This is a genomic window from Desulfobacter curvatus DSM 3379 (assembly GCF_000373985.1).
In the GTDB taxonomy this organism is placed as follows: domain Bacteria; phylum Desulfobacterota; class Desulfobacteria; order Desulfobacterales; family Desulfobacteraceae; genus Desulfobacter; species Desulfobacter curvatus.
Map to the genome: position 1 here is coordinate 44,176 of NZ_KB893051.1, position 19,002 is coordinate 63,177.

The 19,002-nt window shown below is 49.3% G+C and carries 14 protein-coding genes; 4 read left to right on the plus strand and 10 right to left on the minus strand.

From position 1 onward, the window contains the following. Positions 1 to 1,281 (plus strand): radical SAM protein, encoded by a 1,281-nt coding sequence (locus B147_RS0110800; protein ID WP_157237851.1) that lies wholly within the window; start codon positions 1 to 3, stop codon positions 1,279 to 1,281. A 114-nt stretch (positions 1,282 to 1,395) separates the two neighbouring features. Here B147_RS0110800 and B147_RS0110805 read toward each other — a convergent pair whose 3' ends face one another. After that, positions 1,396 to 2,349, minus strand: coding sequence for an alpha/beta hydrolase (locus B147_RS0110805; RefSeq protein WP_020587216.1), 954 nt, complete (start codon positions 2,347 to 2,349; stop codon positions 1,396 to 1,398). A gap of 445 nt (positions 2,350 to 2,794) precedes the next feature. Between B147_RS0110805 and B147_RS0110810 the strand changes: the two genes are divergently transcribed. The 3 genes from B147_RS0110810 (at position 2,795) to B147_RS0110830 (ending at position 7,233) form a co-directional block, all read left to right on the plus strand. Beyond that, complete coding sequence (locus tag B147_RS0110810) at positions 2,795 to 4,054, plus strand: OmpP1/FadL family transporter (RefSeq protein WP_020587217.1); 1,260 nt, start codon at positions 2,795 to 2,797, stop codon at positions 4,052 to 4,054. 396 nt (positions 4,055 to 4,450) lie between these two features. Continuing rightward, complete coding sequence (locus tag B147_RS0110825) at positions 4,451 to 5,239, plus strand: hypothetical protein (protein ID WP_020587220.1); 789 nt, start codon at positions 4,451 to 4,453, stop codon at positions 5,237 to 5,239. Between the two features lie 677 nt (positions 5,240 to 5,916). Beyond that, positions 5,917 to 7,233, plus strand: a complete 1,317-nt coding sequence (locus B147_RS0110830) for an ammonium transporter (protein ID WP_020587221.1) — start codon at positions 5,917 to 5,919, stop codon at positions 7,231 to 7,233. Between the two features lie 134 nt (positions 7,234 to 7,367). On the opposite strand, the gene B147_RS0110835 is transcribed toward B147_RS0110830, so the two are convergent. The 9 genes from B147_RS0110835 to B147_RS0110875 all read right to left on the minus strand — a co-directional run bounded on the left by B147_RS0110835 (position 7,368) and on the right by B147_RS0110875 (position 18,739). Beyond that, positions 7,368 to 8,414, minus strand: coding sequence for an ABC transporter permease (locus B147_RS0110835; RefSeq protein ID WP_020587222.1), 1,047 nt, complete (start codon positions 8,412 to 8,414; stop codon positions 7,368 to 7,370). Between the two features lie 157 nt (positions 8,415 to 8,571). Continuing rightward, positions 8,572 to 9,600 (minus strand): ABC transporter permease subunit, encoded by a 1,029-nt coding sequence (locus B147_RS0110840; protein WP_020587223.1) that lies wholly within the window; start codon positions 9,598 to 9,600, stop codon positions 8,572 to 8,574. A 110-nt stretch (positions 9,601 to 9,710) separates the two neighbouring features. After that, positions 9,711 to 12,335 carry an alanine--tRNA ligase gene (gene alaS / locus B147_RS0110845; protein ID WP_020587224.1) on the minus strand — a complete coding sequence of 875 codons (2,625 nt, stop codon included), beginning with the start codon at positions 12,333 to 12,335 and terminating at the stop codon, positions 9,711 to 9,713. A gap of 31 nt (positions 12,336 to 12,366) precedes the next feature. Continuing rightward, positions 12,367 to 13,431, minus strand: a complete 1,065-nt coding sequence (recA, locus tag B147_RS0110850; protein WP_020587225.1) for a recombinase RecA — start codon at positions 13,429 to 13,431, stop codon at positions 12,367 to 12,369. A gap of 12 nt (positions 13,432 to 13,443) precedes the next feature. Continuing rightward, entirely contained in the window at positions 13,444 to 13,941 is a 498-nt protein-coding gene (locus B147_RS0110855) for a phosphatidylglycerophosphatase A family protein (protein WP_245568992.1), read from the minus strand. Further along, positions 13,907 to 15,088 (minus strand): nickel pincer cofactor biosynthesis protein LarC, encoded by a 1,182-nt coding sequence (gene larC / locus B147_RS0110860; protein ID WP_020587227.1) that lies wholly within the window; start codon positions 15,086 to 15,088, stop codon positions 13,907 to 13,909. Before larC ends, B147_RS0110855 begins: the two co-directional genes overlap by 35 nt. Further along, positions 15,085 to 16,230, minus strand: coding sequence for a M20/M25/M40 family metallo-hydrolase (locus B147_RS0110865; RefSeq protein ID WP_020587228.1), 1,146 nt, complete (start codon positions 16,228 to 16,230; stop codon positions 15,085 to 15,087). Before B147_RS0110865 ends, larC begins: the two co-directional genes overlap by 4 nt. A gap of 186 nt (positions 16,231 to 16,416) precedes the next feature. Beyond that, the gene (locus B147_RS0110870) at positions 16,417 to 17,076 is read right to left on the minus strand and encodes a DsbA family oxidoreductase (protein WP_245568993.1); all 660 of its coding nucleotides are present in this window, start codon (positions 17,074 to 17,076) and stop codon (positions 16,417 to 16,419) included. Positions 17,077 to 17,458: 382 nt separating this feature from the next. Next, positions 17,459 to 18,739: an ABC transporter ATP-binding protein gene (locus tag B147_RS0110875; protein WP_020587230.1), complete on the minus strand. Its 1,281-nt coding sequence runs from the start codon at positions 18,737 to 18,739 to the stop codon at positions 17,459 to 17,461. Positions 18,740 to 19,002 lie beyond the last annotated feature (263 nt).

Here is a 19,002-nt window from a genome sequence, read left to right on the forward strand (position 1 = left end):
ATGGCCCCTCTACAATCAGGACTGAAAACCGCCGCACTGATGCTCAAAGGCCGGATGCCCGGCCAGCTTGTGATCCAGATCACGGACCGGTGCAACGCCACCTGCCCCCAGTGCGGCATGCGTAAAACCAATAAATTTGAAAGAACCCGGCTCTCCCATGATCAGCTCAAAAAGACCATTGATGCGGCAGGGGAAAAGGGATTCCAGGCCATCTCTTTCACCGGCGGCGAGCCCATGCTGCTGCGCAAAGATCTGCCTGAACTCATCCGGCACGCCGGCAAAGCAGGGATTCCTTATATTCGCACCGGCACCAACGGATTCTTTTTTGCGGACCATGACGAACCCGGCTTTAAAGACAAGGTAAAGGCCATTGCGAATGAACTTGCCGATACCCCATTGCGCAACTTCTGGATCAGCCTGGATTCCTCCGTCCCCCACATCCATGAACAGATGCGCGGATTTGAGGGTGTTGTCCGGGGTATGGAAAAAGCATTACCCATTTTCCATGAGACAGGCATTTTCCCTTCCGTGAATTTAGGGCTGAACCGCAATGTGTCCCGGACCACCCGGGCCCTGGCATCACCAACCCCAAAAGATCTTTCGACCCCGGAAGCATCCCCCTTTTATCAGGCCTTTGCCAAGGGATTTGCCGACTTCTACCGCAAGGTGGTCAACATGGGATTCACTATCGCCAATGCCTGCTACCCCATGAGCATGGAAGACAGTGCCGATAAAGGGGACCTGGATGCGGTCTATGCCGCAGCATCTGCAGACCGGGTGGTCTGTTTTACCGGTACGGAAAAAGCACTTTTATTCAAGGCGCTTTCAGACACCATCCCGAAATACAGATCCCAGATCAGGATTTTTTCACCCCTTACCGGCCTGCACACCCTTTACAATGTCTATTCAGAAAAAAACACAGATACACCCTACGGCTGCCGGGGGGGCATTGATTTCTTTTACCTGAACTGCACCGACGGCAATACCTATCCATGCGGATACAGGGGCGCTGACAATTTAGGCCCGTTTCCGGACTTAAACGTCAATACGATTGATCCCAAAGGATACTGCCTGGCCTGCGACTGGGAATGTTTCAGGGACCCCACCGAACTTGGCGGGCCTTTCATGGAAGCCTGTGCCGCACCATGGCGCCTGGCGGCCAGACTGGCCAAAAATCCGAAATACGGTGCCTGCTGGCTCAAGGATCTTCAATACTATAAAGCCTGCGATTTTTTTGACGGCAGACGGCCGCCCCGGAAAACGGCTTTACACAGATTTTAAACTTTTTTATTTGGCGCACCAGTATGGTGGCCACCAGATAAAACAAGGCAAATCCGGTAAAGATAATCCTGAAATTATCATGGGTAAATTTTAGAACAACCCTGGACATCAATTTTATTCCAGCACGAAAGAAATAATCATATCGGCCAATTCTCTACTTGTTCCAGGGGAAAAAATATCGCCGGCCAGGATATGCTGTCCCGGATCTTCGGAACCGGTAAAGGGAACAATCTGCTTTCTAAGGCAGCCCATCTGATTAAAGGCATGTTCCAGGGACGGAATATGAATAATCTGATCCTGGGGAGAATAAATCACAAGGCTGGGCACATGAATTTTTGACAAATCCAGATCTCTGACAAGTTTAACCAAACCCATCATGGGCAAAAGGGCCTTCACAGGATACCGGGTAATCCAATACTGTTCATGGCCTTGATTTTCCGGTACCACCCCCCTTTCTTTTCCAATGACGATTTCGGTAATCTGACGCCCCCAGGGCCAGGCGAGCATAGATGAAAAGCTATTTCGAGGTCTGAAATTGGGAGATAAAAAAATGCAGGCATAGAGCGCGTCCATACCGCCCACGATTGCGGCCCGGTGGGCCAGCCAAGCAAGGCCGGTGCCGCCGGTGGAACAACCGATCATAATCACCTTTCTTCCCAGACGCTGACCAATCTCATAGGCTTCAACCACATCATTGAGCCAGTCATTGACACCGGCATCGGCCATGGCCCGGCCGGTCCGGCCATGGCCGGTGAGGCGTGTATAAAACAGATTAGCACCCAGGGTTTGTGCCACAAGGTCGCTTAAAGGGGCTGTCTCTTTGCGTGTGGCTGAAAACCCGTGGATATAGACCACACTGAATTCAGTCTGTTCATTGGGGGAACCTGCCCAGATAACGGTTTTCCGCGTGCCGGGTATGATGTCGGAAAATCGCTGTTCCTGAAGAATTAAATAGTCTTCTATATCCAAAGGAAGTTTTTTGGGGTGTATGGTTTGATCAATACGGACCCGAGGGCCGGATAAAAAAACGATTGCAGCAATGACCAAAAGACTGGCAAACAGAATCATTTACCCTATGTTCCTTTAAAGGCTGACGTTGTAATCTCTATTTAAATTGCATATCAGTATGGCTGGAACCTGTAAACAAGATTCAATGTAAAATGGTTTGGACTATGGACTGGACAGATACGTTACCTATCTTAATCTCGCCTGGATTATCGACCCGGCTCATCTTTTTAAAAGCTCCCTTGAAAGGTCCACAACAAGTTTCTTTTTTAACTTCTTTCGCATTTTTTCGCAAAGAAATCCGGCCCAACCCCACAATCCAACGATAGGTGCTAACCCAGGGCAATTCCGGATTTTTCCGGTTGACAACCATTCAAACAAAACGTATGGATGTCTAAAAATTTGAAAATTTGTTTCCGGGGACAGGGGGATAGGACTGGGCAAGCGCCTGTTTAAAAACGGTTTAAATCAAATCAAGTGACTACGGGAGTGGGGGGGCAAAAAAATAATGATAAGAAAAATTCTTTTGATTGTAATAATTTTGGGGATGGCTGCGCCTGCGTTTGCCGGGGGTATTGACAATAAGCAGAACTTTTCATCGGCATATGCCGGTACACTCAGCCGCAATGCCGCAACAGACGGCGCAGATGCCGCAGCGTACAACCCTGCCGGCCTGATGCTGCTCAAAAACGGGACCTACCTGGAACTCGATATCTTGCCCTTTACCTTCGACTATGACCATGAATATAATGGGGAAACCCAAACTTCCAGTCCTTACCTGGTCGCCCCCATGGCCTTCGGGGTCCACAAATGGGACAAATGGGCCTTCTGGGGGGCTTTTACCATTAACGGCGGTGGTGGAAAGACCGAATACGAAAACGGCAACATTATCACCCAAACCGTCGAGAACCAGTTGGCCGGAGGTGCGTTCGCACCTGTTCTCCCAAAGGGAAGAACTCTTTCCCAGCCCTATGCCTATGCTGAAAGCTACGATTATACCTTCACTGCAGGTGTCTCGTATGTTCTTCATCCCATGGTCTCCGTCGCCGCAGGCGTCAGGTACGTAACAACCGAGAAGGAAGTGGATCTCCACGGCACCTACAGCGGCGCCTATATCCTGGCTAAATACGACCAGGAAGCAGACGGCTTCGGCGGGGTGATAGGTATTGACATCCACCCTTCGGACAAGCTCAACATCGGTATCCGGTATGAATCAGAGGTCAATTTGGACTGGGAAACTGACACGAACGGATCAAACGCCCTCGGCATAGCCCTTCTCGAGCGGTATGGCCGAGTAGATGGTAAAAGTTATGCCAGGGATCTTCCGGCCCTACTGGCGCTGGGCCTTGAGTGGAAACTTCTTCCCATGCTCACGCTCAAACCTTCATTTTCGCTCTACTTTGAAAAGGATGCGGATTGGGACACCCAGAATGATGCCGTGGACGGCAACTCCTATGAACTGGCCCTGGCCCTTCAATACGATGTGAATGAGGACTGGTCCCTGACAGCGGGTTATCTTTACATTGATGTGGACATGAGGCCTGAAAACTTCGGCATCATTGAGCAGATGAATCCACCCCTTGACTGCCATGCCGTTGCCGTCGGAGCAAAATACAGAATGACGGAAAAAATGACCCTGATACTGGGCTTTTCCGGGTATTTTTATGTGGACGACACTGCCCCTGCCGACCCTACCACAGGCCGTCCCGAAGTTACCTACGACAAAACCCTGTATCAGGGAGGGATCGGTATCCAGTATCGATTCTAACACGTCGAAAATATTTAGAAGATCGTTGTGCCTGACCGAAAATCTACGGTTTTCGGTCAGGCACCTGATAAAAAAAGTACCAGCCATCCTGCAGTATCTTTCATCATGAATACGGGCTTGATACTTCCAATGATAACTCCGGCAGCAAGTGTGTTGAAAACACAGACCGTCCCGAACATCCCCCCTTCCCCCAAAAAAACAGAAACATGCTCCGGCCAAGGATGTCATGGGTTCCTAAATAACAACGACTTCCTGGTTAACCGCGGGATTAATAAATTGACAGGGTTGCTGAGACGGGTTAATTTCTATAAAATCTTAATGCCGGAATTAAGGCCTTCTATAAATTGAAGGAAACTTTTTTGACAGATAAGCATTGCAATCAAAACAAGGCGTGTTATGAACATTAAAAATTCAATTTTCCAGAACAAGCCCCTACTGATTATCATTACCATGCTGCTGATACTGGTTGAGCTTCAAATTTTTTTCGTTTTTTCTGCAAAATCCGGAAAAAAGAATACGCTGCAGGTGCTGAATGATTCAGGAACAGTTATTTACGAAACGGATGGAGAACATTTAACCAAGTTTAAAAAATATTATTTTGAAGCAACCTTCGGACCCTTTGAAAATTATCAAAAAAAATTGGTCACCCGGACAGTACCTTTTCCGTTCAGGGCATGGTTTGCCACGGCCGTTGGTCTTCCTTTAGGGTTTACCCTTTTACTTGCTTTTATTATATCTGCCTTCTCAACGCTTCTGGGCAAAAAGAAAAAAGTGCCCCAGGCAACCGTAGATGAGGATACAGATGCTGTACCTAAAGGAAAAGTGGATCTTTTTTTAGCCCAGATCAGCCGCATGAATATTTTTATACTTGGTGCCGGCGTTTTTCTGGTTGTGCTTGCCTTCTGGGTACTGCCGAATCTGGTTTCCCTTATCGGTCAAACCGGTCTTCAAATCATTGAGCAGTATGGATGGTTTATTGCCATTGCCGTCATGGCAGTTCTTCTGATTTTTGCCTGGTTTCTTTATTTACGATATCTTCTGGCCAAAAAAACGTTAGAAGCAGAAACCCATATCCGTGAATATCAATTGAAGTTAAGCGGCCCCCCCGGACCGGATCCGTCCGTTCTTAAAATAGAAAACAAATCTGATCCTGACGTATTTGAGGTTCCCTCCTCAGAAGATTAAAGTACCCGGAAAAAATAAATGCCACCGATTTTTATCCGTATTTAGGTCGCAACGACGAATACTGGCAAAAAAAGCGAATAAAAGGCGCATTTATTTTTTCCCGAATCCTTCCTCAACTCCAAAACACCTTCTCAATGAAACACAATCCGATTCACGCGGAATTTTTGCGCGTACTTTGGGTATAATTTTTACAATATTATTCACGAGCGTTGTTCATTTTGTGTAGCAGATCACTTCGTTATTAACAATTTTGTATTAAAATATTTTCGAAAATATTAGTGGGTTCGAAATCATAGTTGCCTTTTTATGTTTGACATCACAGACAAGACAGGAGTGGCGTGGAAACAGCCGTATAACGCGGAAATAGAAAGCTGATTGCTTGATATAGCCATAGCAACTTGTACCGGGCCCGGCCGGCAATTCAGATATATAATAGAGTTCAAATCGCCCACCTCATTTATTTCAATTACGTAATAATTATGAATATTTTTTATATACAAATATGAAATAAAACGTTTATTTACGGATCATATATAGATCGGCTGCATCCATCTACAAAAATTTAATACTTTTATTATAATAGGTTAGAAAAATTTAAACACTACAAACAAAATTTGGTATGTATATTGCGTTTATAGTTAAAATTTTTGAATAAATTACAATAATGGAGCATGATTATGGTAAACAAGCAGCATATTTCTTTCGGTTTTGTAATTCTTGGCTCTCCGCTGGCTGCATTGGCTGGAGACGGTACAGTAATTGACAGCGGTAACACGAGCTGGATGCTGATCTCAACGGCCCTGGTTCTACTCATGCTGCCGGGCCTGGCCATGTTTTACGGCGGCCTGGTACGGGCAAAAAATGTTCTGGGAACCATGATGCATACCTTTGTAGCCATGGCGGTTATCGGTGTACTCTGGGTGGTCTGCGGGTATTCATTGACTTTTGGAAAGAGCATTATGGGCGGAGTTGTCGGGTGGAACAGTGATTTCTTTTTTCTCAAGGGAATTGATGAAGCAGTAACCAATGGGATTCCGGAATATATCATTGCCATGTTCCAAGGTAAATTTGCCATCATCACACCGGCTCTGATCAGTGGAGCTCTGGCAGAGCGGGTCTATTTAAGGGGATACATCTTGTTTATTTCCCTCTGGTTCCTGGTGGTTTACGCGCCACTGTGTCACTGGGTGTGGGCACCGGACGGCTGGTTGTTCAATGCAGGTGCCGCCGGGGTGATTGACCTGGCCGGAGGGCTGGTCATTCATGTGTCAGCCGGTATCAGTGCTCTGGTGGCGGCCATCTACCTGGGCCCCCGGCTGGGGCATCCCAAAATTGCCACGCCTCCCAACAATCTGACCATGACCCTTATCGGTGCGGGGCTGCTGTGGGTCGGCTGGTTTGGTTTTAACGCCGGTTCCACCCTTCAAAGCGGACTGGATTCAGCCAGAGCCCTGACCATGACCCAGGTTTCGGCTGCAAGTGGTGCGCTGGTATGGCTGTGTATGGAAGGAATTATGTACCGGAAGGCATCTGCGCTTGGCTTTGCGTCCGGCACCCTGGCCGGTCTGGTGGTGATCACCCCGGCTGCTGCAGTGGTTCAGCCCCTGGGCGCTTTGTTCCTGGGTGCGGCATCCACCGTTGTCTGCTTTTATGCGCTTCAGCTCAAAATGAAGCTGGGATATGATGATACACTGGACTGTTTTGGAATCCACGGTGTCGGCAGCGCGCTGGGGGTTGTTCTACTCAGCTTTTTCATCCGCGATTCCTGGATGGCATCAGCCAGCGAAGCAGCCGGTCGAACCTGGACAGTTTTCGATCAGTTGTTGGTACAGCTCAAAGGACTGGGAGCAACAATCCTGCTCGCCGGCGTTGCAACCATTATCCTGTGCACTATTGTGGAAAAAACAGTGGGTTTCAGACTGGATGAAGAAAGTGAGTACAGAGGGCTTGACCAATCACTTCACGGCGAAAGAGGGTATGATTTTTCATCCTGATCGGTAAAAAAAAATCATTTGTTAAAAAACAAAATGCCCGGTGCCTTCAGGCACCGGGCTATGGCCTGCCAACTCAATCCGAAGCCGTACAGAGCCGGTATATCCGGATACACAACATTCGGTTCGATACGCAGCTATTCATACACGGTATGGCGTCGTGGATCAAAGGCGTCCCTGATGCCTTCGCCAATAAAGGTGACGGTTATCAGCGTCACCACAAGGGCTGAAACCACGGCAGCAGAAATCCACCATGCTTCCATGTTCTGCCAGCCCTGGGATAAAAGCTCCCCCCAGGAGGGGGTGGGAGCAGGCAGGCCGAACCCAAGGTAGTCCAGAGAGGTTAAGGCCACAATGCCGCCGGAAATGGCAAAGGGTGCATAGGTGACGATCACGGAAATGGTGTTGGGAATAATGTGCCTGAAAATGATCCGCATGTGCGAAGCGCCCAGAGACCGGACCGCAAGGATATATTCCCGTTCCTTTTCCCGGTAGGTCATGGTGCGCATGACCCAAGTAATGGAAATCCACCCGAAAAAAGCCATGATCAAAATCAGGATCATGAAGCTTGGCACCACAATGGAAGAAACAATAATAATGACATACAAAAACGGAATATTGCTCCAGACCTCAATGACCCGTTGAAAAAACAGGTCAAATTTTCCTCCGAAATACCCCATGGCACAGCCCAGGGAGATGCCCAGCGTATAATTAAGAAATAGCAGTCCCAGGGAAAAAAGAATAGCCGTGCGAAACCCGTACACAAGCCGGGCCAATACATCGCGGCCCACGTTGTCCGTACCCAGAAAATGCCGAAGGAAAAACGAAGGCGGAAACGGCGGATATTCATTTAAGCGCAGGTCATTTTCATAGGGATTATAGGGCACCGGCGGCATAATGACAAAGCCTCCCCCCTTTTTCCGCTCCAATTTCTGTTTCAATTCCCGGTAATTGGTCTCATAGGAGTAACCCAGATCAAAAGTTTTTCCCGGTATCATGTCTGTGTAGGTTGGAAAATAAAACTCCCCCCGGTAACAGACAACAAGGGCCCTGGAATTAATAAACACTTCGGCAAAAAAGGAGATAAACATCAAGACCAGAATGATCACAAGGGACCAAAAACCTCTTTTAACACTGCAAAAGCGTCTGAGCTGTTCCTGTGTCACCGGGTTCAATAATGCCATATTGTACTCCTTTTAGTACCTGAATGAAAAACGGTGTTTGGATGAAAAGTTGCCCAGATGCAAGGCGCAGACAAATTTGTAACCGGAGCAACCTTATGGTTGTGAGGATTACAAATTTTTCTGCAACGCCGCAGATGGGTAGCTTTTCGTCCAAACACTATTTAAATCGAACCCTGGGATCAACTACCGCCACACACACATCAGACAAGATATTCCCCACCATGAACAACAGGGATGAAATCACCAGAATCCCCATGACCACGGGATAATCCCGGTCCAGGATAGACTCATATCCGAGAAGCCCCATCCCGTCGATATTAAACACCTTTTCAATGAGAAATGACCCCATCAGAAGAATGGAAACATTGTTGCCGAAACTGGTGGCAATGGGGATCAGGCTGTTGCGAAGGGCATGGCGGAAAACAGCCTGTTTGAAACTTAAGCCCTTGGCAATGGCTGTACGCACGTAATCGGCAGACAGATTATCCATAAGCGTATTTTTCATTAAAAGCGTCATCACAGTAAAGGACCCGATCACATAGGAGAGAAGCGGCAGCACGGTATGCCATGCCACATCCCTTATTTTTTCCCAGATCGTCATATCAGCGAAATAGTCCGATGCAAGTCCACCCAGGGGGAACAGATCCAGGCGGGAGGCAAAAATCACCAGCATAATCACACCGGCCACCCAGCCCGGGATGGCGTAGCCTGCAAAAATAACCCCGGAGGTTATATTGTCAAATCCACTGTTGTGGTGCACAGCTTTAGCCACGCCCAGGGGGATACATACGCCGTAGATGACGACCATGCTCAACACCCCGAAATAAAGGGAGATGGGGATGCGTTCTTTAATCATGTCCCACACCGGGTCCTGATACCGGGTGGACCGGCCCAGATCCCCTTTAAGTACCTTGAGGAGCCAAACTCCATAGCTTTGGAGCACAGGCTTGTCAAATCCGTAATAGGCTTCAAGTTTTTTGATCTGGTCATCGGACAAAGGCTGGCCCTGGCCTGCCTGGGCCCTGGAGCGACCGCCCTGCTCCCCCATCTGCATGGCCCTGGTTTCAGCTATGATGCGCTCAATGGGGCCGCCGGGCACAAAGCGGGTGATGGTGAACACCATGATGGTGATGCCGATAAAGGTGGGGATTACCAATAGAAGCCGTCTGATAAAATACGCTGTCACAGGATGGAAACGCCCTCCCCTATTGGAATGTCTGTGTTTTGTAAGGTATCATGGCCAGAGGCGCAGAGATTTAAACGCTGGCCCCTGGCGTTGTTTAATCTGTTCAGGTTCTATTTGGATACAGCCTCAAAAACAGATTCCAGAGCTTTATCAAGGAGTTCAGGCTTAGTGCCGCCCGCCTGTGCCATATCCGGCCGGCCGCCACCTCCGCCGCCCACGATACCGGCAGCAATTTTAACAATGTTGCCGGCTTTAAAGGTTTTGGTCAGATCGTCGGTGACCATGGAAATAAGCAATGCCTTGCCGTTAGATTCGGCACCCAATAAAAGCACACCCGAACCCAGCTTAGTCTTGAATTTGTCTGCCAGATCCCGAAGCTGGGATGGATTTTCAATTTCCACCCGTTTGGACAGCACCTTAACCCCGTCAATCTCCTTGATATCATCTTCAATGTTTTCAACGGATTTGGACGCGATCTTGGCCTTAAGTGCAGCCAGTTCCTTTTCCGCAGCCTTTTTCTCGGCCATAAAGGTTTCAAGCCGGTCCACCACATCGCCCTTGGTACTTTTCAGGATATTAGCCGCTTTTTCTATAATGGCCTGATCTGAATGGACGGCCTCAAGGGCGGCAAGTCCCGTCACCGCCTCAATACGGCGTACACCCGAGGCAACACCCCCCTCGGACAGAATACGGAACAACCCAATGTCGCCTGTGGCACGGGTATGGGTGCCCCCGCACAGTTCCTGGGAGAAATCCCCCTGGGAAACCACCCGAACCACATCCCCGTATTTTTCCTCAAACAGGGCCGTTGCACCGGAACGGACAGCTTCATCCATGTCCATTTCTTTTGTGGTAACCGCATGGTTCTCAATGATACGGGTATTGACTTCGGTTTCAATGGCAGCAAGCTCTTCGGGCGTGGCGGCGCTGAAATGGGTGAAATCAAATCGCAATCTGTCCGGGGTAACCAGGGACCCTGACTGCTTAACATGGTCGCCTAAAACCTTGCGAAGGGCTGCATGCAGAATATGGGTGGCCGAGTGGTTTGCCGCCGTGGCCCGGCGAAGTGCGGCATCCACCTTGAGGGTAAATGTATCGCCTTTTTTGCAGGCGCCCTTGACGACTTTACCCTTGTGGATAAAAAGGCCGGAAGGATCCTTGACTGTATCCGTGATTTCAATAACGCAACCATCATTTTCAAACAGTCCTTTATCTCCGGCCTGGCCCCCGGACTCCGCATAAAACACGGTTTCCGGAGTAACCACTTCAATTTCATCACCAACACCGGCCGTATCGACTTCAGCATCATCCTTAACCACGATGAGCAGGTCACTTTGCATTTCAATGGCGTCATAGCCTTTGAATACGGTTTTCATACCTGCCGACGTCAAAGGTTTATACGCATCTCCCACGCCGGCAAACTTCTTCTTGGACTTAGACCGGGCTTTTTGTTCAGCCATGGCCACATCAAACCCTTCCAGATCCAGGGCAATATTCATCTCCTTGACATGGTCCTGAATGATGTCCACTGGAAATCCAAAGGTATCGTAAAGCTTGAAAATCACCTCGCCCGGAATAATTTTCTCATTATTTTTTCCAAGGTCCTCAATCGTTGCCTCCAAAAGCTTCATACCGGTTTCAAGGGTTTCCAGGAATTTTTCCTCTTCGTTTTTCACCACGTTGAGGATAAAAGCGGCAGACTCTTTAAGTTCCGGATAGGCTTCATCCATAATGGAAAACACGGTTTGAACGGTTTTGTGTAAAAAGGGTTTGGTCAGCCCTATGCTGCGGCCATACCGGATGGCCCGCCGCATGATCCGGCGAAGCACATAACCGCGTCCCTCGTTGGAAGGCAGCACCCCGTCACATATCAAAAAGGCAGAGGCTCTTGAGTGATCGGCAATGACCTTCATGGCCACTTCCACCTCCTTGGATTCCCCCCGTTTTTTGCCGGCCAGTTCCCCTACTCGATCCATAATCGGAACAAAAAGGTCTGTATCAAAGTTAGTTGGCACGTCCTGGAGTACGGAGATGATTCGCTCAAGGCCCATGCCCGTGTCAATACTGGGTTCTGGCAACGGCGTCATGGTCCCGTCTTCGCTTCTTTCAAACTGCATGAATACCAGGTTCCACAACTCCAACCACCGGTCGCAGTCACAGCCCACAGCACAGTTGGGGTCATCACACCCGAATGCTTTACCACGGTCAATATGGATCTCGGAACAGGGACCGCAGGGACCGGTGTCACCCATGGCCCAGAAATTATCCTTTTCACCTAACCGGGTGATACGGTCGGCAGGCACGCCGACCTGTTTATTCCAGATCTCAAAGGCGTCGTCGTCATCTTTATAAATGGATACATGAAGTTTATCGGCATCAAACCCGTACCCGTTGGTGAGCAGGTCCCAAGCAAAGGCAATGGCTTTTTCCTTGAAATATTCGCCAAAGGAAAAATTGCCCAGCATCTCAAAAAAAGTATGGTGGCGCGCCGTGTACCCCACATTTTCAAGATCGTTGTGTTTACCCCCGGCACGCACGCATTTCTGAGAGGTGACAGCGGTAGCGTAGTCACGTTTTTCATCACCTGTAAAAACACGCTTAAACTGCACCATGCCGGCGTTGACAAACAGCAGGGTTGGGTCATCCTGGGGCACCAGGGACGACGAGCGCACATAGCGATGGTTATGTTTTTTAAAATATTCGAGGAAAATTTTCCTGGCTTCATTACCTGTCATAGTATTATTGGCTCCTGCTCAACTGTACCGATTAGACTCCCGCTTCCGGCTGACTGTCCTTGCCGGTGTCGGCTGCAGTTTTGGTTTTGGCTGCATCCGGTCCGGCAATTCCAAGTTCGGTTCTCACTTTAAGTTCAATGGCATCAAAGATATCGGGATTATCATTTAAAAAGGCCTTTACATTCTCTCTGCCCTGGCCGATGCGCTCTTTGTCAAAGGAATACCAGGACCCGCTCTTGTTCACAATATCCAGCTCAACCCCCATGTCCAGAAGGTCGCCGGTCCTGGAAATGCCCTCCCCGTACATCAGGTCGAATTCAACATTTTTAAACGGAGGGGCCAGTTTATTTTTTACCACCTTGACCTTGGTCCGGGACCCGATCACATCTTCTCCGTTTTTAATGGCAGCCGCCTTTCTGATCTCAAGGCGCATGGAAGCGTAAAATTTCAAGGCATTGCCCCCGGTGGTGGTTTCCGGGTTACCATAGACCACGCCGATCTTCATACGGATCTGGTTGATGAAAATCAGGGTGGTGTTGGTTTTACCAATGGTGGCGGTCAATTTACGAAGAGCCTGGGACATCAGTCTTGCCTGCAACCCCATGTGGGAATCACCCATCTCGCCTTCGATTTCAGATCTGGGCACAAGGGCGGCCACCGAATCCACAATCATAATATCAACACCGCCGCTTCGCACCAGCATATCGGCAATTTCAAGGGCCTGTTCACCGGTATCGGGCTGGGAAACCAAAAGCTCGTCACAATCCACACCCAGCCGTTTGGCATAGGCCACGTCCAAGGCGTGTTCGGCATCTATAAACGCGGCAATACCGCCGTTTTTTTGGGCCTGGGCCACGGCATGAAGCGCAAGGGTTGTTTTGCCGGAAGATTCAGGGCCATAAATTTCAATGACCCGGCCCCTGGGGTATCCGCCCACGCCCAGGGCCTTGTCCAGGGCAAGGGAACCTGACCGGATTACGGGCACGGCTTCAATTTCCCGGCCGCCCAGCTTCATAATTGAGCCTTTTCCGAACTGGCGTTCAATTTGATTCATGGCGGTCTGGACAGCTTTTTCCTTTTCCTTATTTTTTTCCATCGTGTTTTCCTCCTAAGTCAAGCCTGAAAGGTAGATTGCTTTAAGCAGGAAAGCAGCCAGCACCCCTGCCATTAAATCATCGAGCACAATACCGGCCCCGCCGGAAAAATTCTTCTCAAACCAACGGATCGGAAAAGGCTTTAGTATATCAAAACATCTGAAGGCAATAAAGCCTAAGACCAGGGTCAACATGGTCACAGGCACCAAGGTCATGGTTACACAAAAACCAGCCATTTCATCAATGACCACAGCCCCCGGATCTTTATCGCCAATCAGAATTTCAGCTTCCTGGGAAATCCAGACCGCACAAAGGACCACCCCCACCAAAAACAGGGCAGCAGCACCAGGCGTACACGCCGTGGCCAGCCACGCCATGATGCCGATCAACGGCAGGCCCGCAATGGTGCCAAATGTCCCGGGGGCAAAAGGTATCCGTCCCAGACCAAATCCCGTGGCAATGAAAAGTATCGCTTTTTCACCCATCAGTTGATTCAGCCAGAATCTGTTCATATACCTGATAGAAGGGCAACTTTTGTTCCAGTGCAATGCGTTTGCACTCATCGTATTCCGGCATGATCCGGACCTGGCCGTTTGGGCGGGTGATCTTCTTGGCGGTTACACGGCCAAAAGTTGTCTCTACATCCACAGGTTCACGTTTTAAGATCATCCGATCGCAAACATGGTATCGAACGCCGATGCTTGTGGTCTCGGTCAGTAGAACGTGGGAAAGCACCTGGAGCTGCTCCTTGTGGCAAATCACCTCAATGCGTGTGGCGGGCCGGTTTTTTTTCATAAAAGCCGGTGTAAAACTGACATCAAGTGCGCCTTTGTCCATGAGGAGATCCATAACAAAGCCAAGCACCTCCGGGCTCATGTCATCCACATTGGTATAGAGAACGTGCACCTGGTCCGACAGGATATTTTCCCCGGAATTTTTTACTTCAGCAGGGGTGCCCAGCACCAGGCGCAGAAGATTAGGCACAGATGCACCGGTGTCGCGTTTGCCGGCACCATAACCTACTTTTTCAATCTGCATGTCCGGCATGGCACCAAACTGCGGGGCCAGGGTTGCCACTATGGATGCGCCCGTGGGGGTGACAATTTCGGTTTTAGCGTCGGATCCGGTTACTTCAAGGCCCTTGAGTATGGCCACCGTGGCCGGGACCGGCACGGGAATAGTGCCATGGGCGCATTTAATTGTTCCTGATCCCAAGGGAATCGGCGTTGCGACAACCTGATCCACACCTAAATAATCTAATGCCAAAAAACTGCCGATAATATCAACCAGGCTGTCAATGCCGCCAATCTCATGGAAGTGGACGGTTTCAATGTCCTTTCCGTGTATACGGGCTTCAGCCTGGGCGATGTGTTTAAACGCTGTCAGGGCATTAGCCCGGACCCTATCCGGCAAATCCGCAGATTCGATCATCTCCCGAATGTGGGTATAATGGCGATGGGTCACATGGTCGGTTACATCCACATAAAGATTAACCGCCCGTAAATGGCTCTTGAACACAATTTCAGTACGCAAGTCAAATCCGCCCAGAACATCTGACAGTTTCCCTTTAAGCCAGTCCACAGGCACACCCAGGTCCACCAAAGCCCCTAAGAACATATCCCCTGCAATACCTGCCATCATATCGAGATAAAGAATCATACTGCCGCCTTTCCTGTTGCATGAGTTTGAAGAATTTCAAGGGTCAGTTCGGCACAATTGACCATATCTTTAAGTGCAATGGATTCCTTAAGGGTATGCACATCCGTCATACCTGTGCCGATAACACCTGCAGCAATACCTTTGCCGGAAAAGATATTGGCATCCGCCGCGCCGCCGCTTGTTTTACAGGCCATGTCCCGGCCCAGGTTCGCCGCGGCTTTCTGGGCAAGCTTGATCATCACATGATCTTCGGGGATGCTGGTATGGGGAAAGTCATTTTCCACAATCATTTCCACCAGGGGAAGTGCTTCCCCATCGGCCTGAAGTTCGGCCATGGTATTTTCAAAGGTGGAGACTATGGCGTGCGTGACCTTATCTAATTTTGCAGGATCATGGGACCGGGCTTCCCCGTGAATTTCCACATATTCGGGCACGATATTGGTGGCAGCCCCACCGGAAATCAGCCCAAGGTTGCAGGTGGTTTCCTCGTCGAGGCGACCCAGTTCAAGTTTGGCTATTGCACAGGAAGCCGCATAAATGGCAGAGATCCCATTTTCAGGAGAACCGCCGGCATGGGCGGCCCGGCCGTAAATTTTTGCACTGATCTTGTTGGCCGCAGGTGCCCGGTTCACAATACCCTCGGTGTCCACTGCGTCCAGAATGTATCCGAATTTTGATTTGAGCAGGGAGCAGTCAAGGTTCTTGGCGCCCAAAAGACCCTGCTCCTCGCATACGGTCATGACCACCTCAACTGGGGGGCACGGCAGGTTATTCTCTTTAATCACCTCCATCACCTCAAGGATAATGGCAAGAGCGGACTTATCGTCGGACCCCAGGATGGTGGTGCCGTCACTTCTAAACACGCCGTCCTCAAATATGACCTTAACCCCTTTGCCAGGCACCACTGTGTCCATATGCCCGGAGAGCATCACCGAATCAACATCCATATTGCCTTTAAATGTGGCCACAAGATTACCGCAGTCGCCGTTGACCTTGGCGCCGGCGTCATCAAACACCACGGTTGCCCCAAGGCCTGTCAGTTCCTTTTCAAGAACCTTAGCGATCAGGGCCTCGGTGCCGGATTCCGAATCAATCCGGGCAAGGGCTGCAAACCGCTGCCCCAGGCGTTCTTCATCAATCATATTCTATCCTTTATACCTTAAATCCCACCAGGACCATTTAAATAAGTGGGATAATATACTAGAATTTATCGGGGAATGCCAGTCCCGGTTTAATGTCATTAACGTCAAGCCTCACATACTTTCAAGACCGTTATTTTTCAAGGGTTCTTGAAAGTATTTTATCAAGCCGGCCCCTTTTTAAAATTGTCACAGGCAGCCCTCCTGAACCTGACCGACCATCTCTGCCACCATTTTCTCAAGAATTTGGTAAGGTTTTGCACCCACAAGCCTTTGATCTTTCATCAAAAAAGTGGGAGCAGCCACAAGTTCAAGTTTGCGGGCCGTTGCCCAGTCTCGGTCCACAGCATCTGCATAGGATCTTGAATTAATAATTTTTTCTGCCTGCACCACATCCAGACCGGCTTGCGCCACTAAATCCAGAATCACCGCTTTGTCCGCCAGATTTCTGTCATCCACAAAATAAGCCTTGAAAGCCGCATCATGAAACTGGTGGGCCCGGCCGCACGCCTGGGCCCAAAGACCAATCTCCTGGGCCAGACGGGAATTATAAATCATATTCCCGTCCCCAAAGGGCAAATCAAAGCTTTGTGCCGTTGCTTTAAGATTGGCGTTCACCTGTTCCGGGGTCACCAGCAGACCTTTCTCCTCTAACAGCCGGGCGATGGGCAATCCTTGTTCAGGCACATCCGGCTGCAGCGGATAGGCCCGCCACTTTATTTCGATATCGTACGTCTTCCTTAATTTTTCAATACTCCCGGTACTGAAGTAGCACCAGGGTCAGATATAGTCGCTGAAAATCTCCAGCCTGGGTCGATGAAAATCAGGGTTATTTTCACTTGACTGCATTGTTAATTCCTTTAATTTCCCAGCGTCGCCATGCACGCTCAATCAATTATATCTGATCTTATGCCTTATCTGATTTAAATGTTCAATGCTCAGACACACCACTAAGATAAAAATTCATCCACACAACCACTGCTGATAAACCAGATCAGCCCATGGCTGTTTTATATCCTTTTTAAACAAAACGAGCGGTTTGCCCGGATGGGAAAACCGCTCGAATCCAACTATCATATATGGCAGTTAAGTCAACAAGTATTGAATAGCGCCTTTGCCAAAATTTTTTGAGCCTGGGGCTCCCCATGGACCAGCTTGATTTTTCCAGGGGACTCAGGCATGGACTTTACCCAGCTTGAACCGAATGCCCCGGCCAAGTGAAAAAATCTCTTTAAACATCAATAGTCCATTTATGATCTACAATTACCGGGGCTAAATCAGACATCTGGGATGTCCCGAAAAAATCACCGTCCATCACATCGAAATAGAGCCCTTGTGCACCAGGCAAATGATCAGATTCCACACCATCCACAATCATTGTGAACCCAAACGCATACCGTCCCCGGGTCAGGCCCAGGCGGGGTATTCTGCAATCCAGATAACCTTTGGGGCAAAGGGTAGCCGGAAGGTCAAGCCCGCTTTCCAGGGTGCGGTTTCTAAAAAGTACCCGGCCGTTCCTGTCACTGACCGTAAAGGAAAAATCAATGGATTTGGCCTTGTCGATCCCAGCTTTGTATCCGAACCGAAAAATGTAATATTTCCCCGAAACGAGGGTATTCACCGGCTGACGTTCGTGATCCAAAACACAGAAAGAGTGAATCCGAATCTCGCCTGTGCCCCGACGGTCATCCCATTGTTCAATGGACAAAATTTTATCTTTATCGTCAAAGGCGTTCAGATAACCCTGAATTGTCCGGGCAGGAGATCCTTCCATGATCTTTTGGCCCTTGTCCAGAACAAGCACCCGAGTGCATAAATTCTCTATGGCTGCCATGGAATGGCTTACCATGATAATGGTTCTGCCTTGACGGCCCACATCCCTCATCTTGCCAAGGCATTTTTCTCGGAACGATGCGTCACCCACCGCCAGAACCTCATCCACCAGTAGAATGTCCGGCTCAAGATGTGCTGCCACAGCAAAGGCCAGCCGAAGATACATACCGCTAGAATAACGTTTGGCAGGCGTATCCAAGAATTTTTCAATTTCCGCAAACCAGACAATTTCATCAAATTTACGCCGGATTTCCGTCCGGTTCATACCCAGGATCGCCCCATTCAAATAGATATTTTCCCTCCCGGTAAGTTCCGGATGAAATCCCGTACCCACCTCAAGCAGACTTGATACCCGTCCATTGATTTTCACCTGTCCCGTGGTGGGCCAGGTAATCCGGCTCAATATTTTTAGAAGCGTGGACTTGCCGGCCCCGTTCCTGCCGATCAGACCTAACCGTTCCCCCTGGGCCACTTTAAATGACAAATCCTTCAATGCCCAAAAACTTTCAACCTTTTGGGGAACGATCTTTTTTTGTTCCAAAGGGGCAGGATGCACAGAGCGCCGCAGGCGGTCGGCAAATGCCGTAAAAGATTCCTTTAGCGAGGCATTGACAAAAAGACCGCCATGGTGAAGCCGGTATTGCTTGCCCAAATTTTTGGCATCAATAATATTAGACATAGATCAGTGCTGACGCATAAATAATAAAAGGTCGGCCGAAGTTGTTCCGCCCACTCCTTTTTGGGAAAATTCCGCCTTTCCTTCTTTCAGAAGGCCTCGGAAAGGTAGTTCTTCCTACACAAACCATGGCCTGTACCGAAGATTTTCATTCCGTCCGGGCATAGTTCTCCCCCATTCCAGGCTTGAAACTGTTTCGATTACCTGTCCGTGGTTGCCGTCTCACACTAATCGGAGTTGAAAGGGGGCGGACAGACGCTCTTTCA

Excerpts from the sequence above, each read along its gene's own strand:
- B147_RS0110835 (WP_020587222.1), bottom strand. The coding sequence starts at position 8,414 with ATGGCATTATTGAACCCGGTGACACAGGAACAGCTCAGACGCTTTTGC.
- B147_RS0110800 (WP_157237851.1), top strand. The coding sequence starts at position 1 with ATGGCCCCTCTACAATCAGGACTGAAAACCGCCGCACTGATGCTCAAA.
- larC (WP_020587227.1), bottom strand. The coding sequence starts at position 15,088 with ATGATTCTTTATCTCGATATGATGGCAGGTATTGCAGGGGATATGTTC.
- B147_RS0110830 (WP_020587221.1), top strand. The coding sequence starts at position 5,917 with ATGGTAAACAAGCAGCATATTTCTTTCGGTTTTGTAATTCTTGGCTCT.
- B147_RS0110855 (WP_245568992.1), bottom strand. The coding sequence starts at position 13,941 with ATGAACAGATTCTGGCTGAATCAACTGATGGGTGAAAAAGCGATACTT.
- recA (WP_020587225.1), bottom strand. The coding sequence starts at position 13,431 with ATGGAAAAAAATAAGGAAAAGGAAAAAGCTGTCCAGACCGCCATGAAT.
- B147_RS0110825 (WP_020587220.1), top strand. The coding sequence starts at position 4,451 with ATGAACATTAAAAATTCAATTTTCCAGAACAAGCCCCTACTGATTATC.
- B147_RS0110810 (WP_020587217.1), top strand. The coding sequence starts at position 2,795 with ATGATAAGAAAAATTCTTTTGATTGTAATAATTTTGGGGATGGCTGCG.
- B147_RS0110875 (WP_020587230.1), bottom strand. The coding sequence starts at position 18,739 with ATGTCTAATATTATTGATGCCAAAAATTTGGGCAAGCAATACCGGCTT.
- alaS (WP_020587224.1), bottom strand. The coding sequence starts at position 12,335 with ATGACAGGTAATGAAGCCAGGAAAATTTTCCTCGAATATTTTAAAAAA.
- B147_RS0110805 (WP_020587216.1), bottom strand. The coding sequence starts at position 2,349 with ATGATTCTGTTTGCCAGTCTTTTGGTCATTGCTGCAATCGTTTTTTTA.
- B147_RS0110865 (WP_020587228.1), bottom strand. The coding sequence starts at position 16,230 with ATGATTGATGAAGAACGCCTGGGGCAGCGGTTTGCAGCCCTTGCCCGG.